The following is a 4,460-nucleotide window of genomic DNA, read 5'->3' as shown; positions in this document are numbered from 1 at the left end:
GCACTGCGCAACCCTCACTGGGCGGCCCTGGCCGCGGCGGCGCTCCGGGTGCCCCGCGGGGAGATCCCCCATGCCCCGCAGTTCTTCCGCGCCGGGTTCGGGTCGGCGTCCTGACCTCCCAGTGATGTGGGTCAGTGCCGGTGGTGGTCTCCGTCGCCGGGGACGGCGGTGACTCCTTCGGTACTCCCGGCCCCGTCACCCGGGGCGTCCCCGTCGGGGTTCTCCGGGTTGTCACGTGAGGCGTCACGTGAGACACGGCGTCCCCGCACTGCTGCGATACCCCGGCAGGCGAGGTAGATGCCGAAGCTTATCGAGGTGACGAAGGGGCTCACCGGCAGTCCGGGACCGAGGGAGAGAACCAGTCCGCCGGCGGCGGAGACCACCGCGAAGGACGCCGAGAGCACCACCGCCAGGGCCGGGTTGGCCGTGACCTTCACCGCCGCCGCGCCGGGGGTGATCAACAGGGCGAGCAGGAGCAGTGCCCCGACGATCTGCACTCCCTGGGAGGCGACGACGCCGATGATCACCGCGAAGACGGCGGCCAGGAGTTTCACCTTCACTCCTGCGGCTGCGGCGAGCACCGGATCCGCCGTGGCGAACAGCAGGGGGCGCCAGAGAACCCCGACCACGGTGACGACGAGGACGGTGACGACGGCGAGTGTTCCCAGCGACGCCCCTGACACGCCCACGATCTGCCCGGTCAGCAGGGCGTAGGCTTCAGAGGTCCGTCCGGGGTAGAGGTAGATGAACAGTACCGACAGTCCCATGCCGAAGGCGAGCACCACTCCGGTGGTGGCGTCCTGTTCCCTCATACCGAGCAGGGCGAGGACGACCGAGGCGAGGACTGCCCCGGCGACCGCACCCGCGGTGACACTGACTCCGAGCAGGAGGGCGGCCGCGGCGCCCATGAGTGCGAGTTCGCCGGTGGCGTGCGCGGCGAAGCTCATCTTCCTCATCACGATGAGGGGTGCGACTGCCCCGGACACCACTCCGAGCAGCAGTGAGGCCCAGAGGGCGTTCCGGACGAAATCGACCCCGAGCAGGTCCCAGGTACTCACACGACCACCAGTTTTCCGTTGACGCGGGCGACATCGACCCTGGTCCCGTAGAGATCGGAGAGGACGTCGCCGCGCATGACCTCGTCGACTGTCCCGGTGACGTGGCTGCGGGGGCCGAGGTAGAGGATCCGGTCCGTCACGTCGAGGACCGGGTTGATGTTGTGGGTGACGAAGACGACCGCGGTGCGGCGTTCACGACGGCGGCGGTCGAGCAGTTCGACGGCGGCACGCTGGGTACGCAGGTCGAGGCTGAGCAGGGGTTCGTCACACAGCAGCAGCTGCGGGTCACCGGCCAGGGCCTGGGCCTGGCGTACGAGCTGCTGCTGGCCTCCCGAGAGGGTTCCGACGCGGCGGTCGGCCAGTCCCAGGGCCCCCACTTCGTCCAGGGCGCGGTCGACGGTGGAGCGGGAGGGACGCCGGTTGTGCAGGATCCCGTGTCCGATGGCCAGGCCGACCAGGTCACGCACCCGTACCGGAAGGTCGGGGTCCGCCATGCGCTGCTGGGGTATGTACCCGGTGCGTGCGCCGGTGGTGACCGTGCCGTGGGTCAGGCGACGGGTGCCGAGGACTGTTCCGAGGAGGGTGGATTTGCCGACCCCGTTGGGGCCCAGGACGGTGAGGAACTCCCCGGGGGTGACGGTGAGGTCGAGATGACGCCACAGGGGCTCGACGGCGGCGTCACGGAAGGTCAGGACGGTCGTCTGGACAGGCACCGTCCGGGGCACTGTCCGGGTCACTGTCCGGCTTCTTCCGGGCCGGCGGCCTTCTCCAGCGCTGTGACGACATTGTCGAGGTAATCGAAGTAGGTCTGCCCGTTGTCGGGGGATTCGTTGACGTTGACCACGGCGTCCCTGTCGGGCAGGCCCTTGTCCTGTGCGGCCTCGACGAGGCGTGTGGCGGCGGGTGTCTGGGCCTGGGTGTTGGTGACGAGGATGTCGACGGTTCCGTCGCTGATGAGGTCGCGGGCGGCGGTGAGGTCGGCGGCGGAGGGCTCCGATTCGTTGAGGGTGGCGTGGGCGAAGCCTTCCGGGGTCACGTCCCTGAGCTTCGTGTTCTTCAGCAGGTCGGCTGCGACCGGTTCGGTGAGCAGCACATCGGCCGCCGGGAGTTTGCCGAGCCTGGCTCCGGCGTCGTCCAGTTTCCCGGCGACACCGTCGGCGTGGTCGGGGAAGGAACTGTCCCTGCCGTGGAGGGAGGACGCCAGGCGGTCGGCGAAGTCGCGGACGGTGGCGAGGTCGAACCAGACATGCGGGTTCACGTCGTCACTGGGGCTGTCACCGTGGCCGTCACTGTGGTCGTCGCCTGCGTGGTCGTGTTCCCCGGTGTCATGTCCTTCGGTCGTGGGCGCGGCGGTGATGACCTCGGCGTCGGGTGCGGCGTTGTCGGTGAGCCAGTTGTCGTAGCCGGCACCGTTGCCGATGACGATGTCGGCGTCCCTGATGTCGGCTATGTCTTTGGCGGTGGCCTCGTACTCGTGGGGGTCACCGTCGGTGCCGGAGAGGATGGTGGTGACGGTGACGTCGAGGTCGGAGCCTGTTTCCCGGGCGTCGTCGACGACTTCCCGGGCCACTGAGCCCCATACGGCGGTGGATGCGACGATGTGCAGGTCGGCGTTGTCTGCGGCAGGATCTCCGGAACCGCCGGAGCAGGCGGTGAGGGACGCCCCGGTCAGGGTGAGTGCGGCGGCGGCGACGAGTGCCGTGCGGGTGGCACGGGCGGTCAGGTGGAGGCTTCTCATGGTGCGTCAACGTAACTCTTGTTGTTAATGGTTGTCAATTGCAGAAGAGTGCGGGCGCGGGGTCGGACGTGCCCGCCCGGCCACCGGGTGAACACCGGCTAAACTCGGACCCCGTGAACCGATCCAGCAGCCAGGGCAGGAAGGGCCGACCCGCCCGCCGGGGAACCCTCGCCTCCATCGCCGCGGAACTCGGGGTCTCCCGCACCACCGTGTCGAACGCCTACAACCGCCCGGAACAGCTCTCCGCGGAACTCCGGGAGAAGATCCTGCGCACCGCCGACGCCATGGGCTACTCCGGCCCCGATCCCATGGCCCGGTCCCTGCGCACCAGGCACGCCGGTGCCATCGGCGTCCTGCTCACCGACGACATGACCTACGCCTTCGAGGACCAGGCCTCCCTGGAGTTCATGTCCGGCATCTCCGAGGCGTGCGTGGGCATGGACACCTCCATGCTGCTGATCCCCGCCGGCGCGGAGACCAGCGAGGAGGACCGGCCGGCGACCCTGGTCAACCAGGCCGTCGTCGACGGGTTCATCGTCTACTCCGTCGCCTCCGACGACCCCTTCCTCACCTCGGTGGAGGCCAGGAACATCCCCACCGTGATCTGTGACCAGCCCGCCGACGACCACGGCGTGAACTTCGTCGGCATCGACGACGCCACCGCGATCCGACCGGCGGCCCGCGCACTGGTCGATGCGGGGCACACCAGGATCGGGATCCTCTGCATCCGCCTCGACCGGACACCCAACAACGGACCCGTCGACCCAGGCCGGCTCGCCGGGGCCCATCTCCACGTCCAGCGGGACAGGGTCAGCGGGGCCCTCGCCGTCCTCGCTGACGCCGGAATCGACCCGGTGACCGTCCCGGTCATCGAGCGGCACCTCAACACCCCGGAGACCAGTTACTCCGCCGCTGCGGAACTGCTGGAGGGGCATCCGGACCTCACCGCGGTGATCTGCACGACCGACTCCATGGCCCTCGGCGTCCTCGACTATGCGGCAGACCGTGGCATCGACGTGCCGGGTGACCTGTCCGTCACCGGCTTCGACGGCATTCCCCGGGCCCTGGACCGGGGACTGTCCACCGTGGTGCAGCCCAACCGGGAAAAGGGATTCACCAGCGGAAATGTGCTGGCCGCCCTGATCCGCCGCCGGGAGGACGCCCTACGTCCCACCCACCGTCGCCCCGCCGGGGACGCCGACTGGGCCGAACCGGAGAAGCGGATCATCCTCCCGACCCACTGGCAGCCGGGGACGACCGTCGCGCCGGCACGGTCACCGGAGCTCAGCTCTGCGCCGGAGCGTCCCGGTCAGCGTTGTGGAGGGAACGGGCGTCGGTGAGGCGCCGCAGAACATCCGCGACCTCCGCGGTCCCGGCCACCCGGCGGATCGCCGCAGTCTCACCGTCGCCGACCTTCACCCCGACGTCACCGGGGCGCAGGACGCGCAGGGCAGTCTCGTCGGTGAGGTCGTCACCGATGAACACCACCCGGTCGGGACGGGTCGCTTCCGTGTACCACTGCAGGTACCTGCCCTTGGTCATGTCGGTCACCGCGACCTCGAGGATGGCCTTGCCGACGGTGAGTGTGACACCCGGCAGATCCTGCACCGCCGCCCGCAGCGCCTCCGTCGCGGCGAGCCCTTCCGCGGCGTCGACGGCGGTGC

Annotated in this window: 5 protein-coding genes; 1 reads left to right on the top strand and 4 read right to left on the bottom strand. The window is 69.7% G+C overall.

What is annotated here, in order from left to right; all coding sequences use genetic code 11:
• Window positions 1-131 precede the first annotated feature (131 nt).
• Genes BN3906_RS13880 through BN3906_RS13870 form a run of 3 tightly spaced genes read right to left on the bottom strand, consistent with a single transcriptional unit; the run spans window position 132 to window position 2,796 of the window.
• Complete coding sequence (locus tag BN3906_RS13880) at window positions 132-1,058, bottom strand: metal ABC transporter permease (protein ID WP_078057560.1); 927 nt, start codon at window positions 1,056-1,058, stop codon at window positions 132-134.
• Complete coding sequence (locus BN3906_RS13875) at window positions 1,055-1,771, bottom strand: metal ABC transporter ATP-binding protein (protein WP_066590268.1); 717 nt, start codon at window positions 1,769-1,771, stop codon at window positions 1,055-1,057. Before BN3906_RS13875 ends, BN3906_RS13880 begins: the two co-directional genes overlap by 4 nt.
• A 20-nt stretch (window positions 1,772-1,791) precedes the next feature.
• Window positions 1,792-2,796, bottom strand: a complete 1,005-nt coding sequence (locus tag BN3906_RS13870; protein WP_066590265.1) for a metal ABC transporter solute-binding protein, Zn/Mn family — start codon at window positions 2,794-2,796, stop codon at window positions 1,792-1,794.
• A gap of 113 nt (window positions 2,797-2,909) precedes the next feature.
• On the opposite strand from BN3906_RS13870, the gene BN3906_RS13865 reads away from it, so the two are divergent.
• The gene (locus BN3906_RS13865; RefSeq protein WP_066590263.1) at window positions 2,910-4,136 is read left to right on the top strand and encodes a LacI family DNA-binding transcriptional regulator; all 1,227 of its coding nucleotides are present in this window, start codon (window positions 2,910-2,912) and stop codon (window positions 4,134-4,136) included.
• Here BN3906_RS13865 and BN3906_RS13860 read toward each other — a convergent pair.
• The coding region (locus BN3906_RS13860; protein ID WP_315969057.1) for a trehalose-phosphatase at window positions 4,081-4,460 on the bottom strand (380 nt) is incomplete at its 5' end. The two genes, BN3906_RS13865 and BN3906_RS13860, sit on opposite strands and share 56 nt — an antisense overlap.

The organism is Corynebacterium provencense (genome assembly GCA_900049755.1).
Lineage (GTDB): Bacteria > Actinomycetota > Actinomycetes > Mycobacteriales > Mycobacteriaceae > Corynebacterium > Corynebacterium neomassiliense.
The sequence above is the reverse complement of the archived record's forward strand: the minus strand, read 5'-3'. Positions and strand labels throughout refer to the sequence as shown.

Bases quoted from the DNA above. Each gene is read 5' to 3' on its own strand.
- BN3906_RS13870 (WP_066590265.1), bottom strand. From the start codon at position 2,796: ATGAGAAGCCTCCACCTGACCGCCCGTGCCACCCGCACGGCACTCGTC.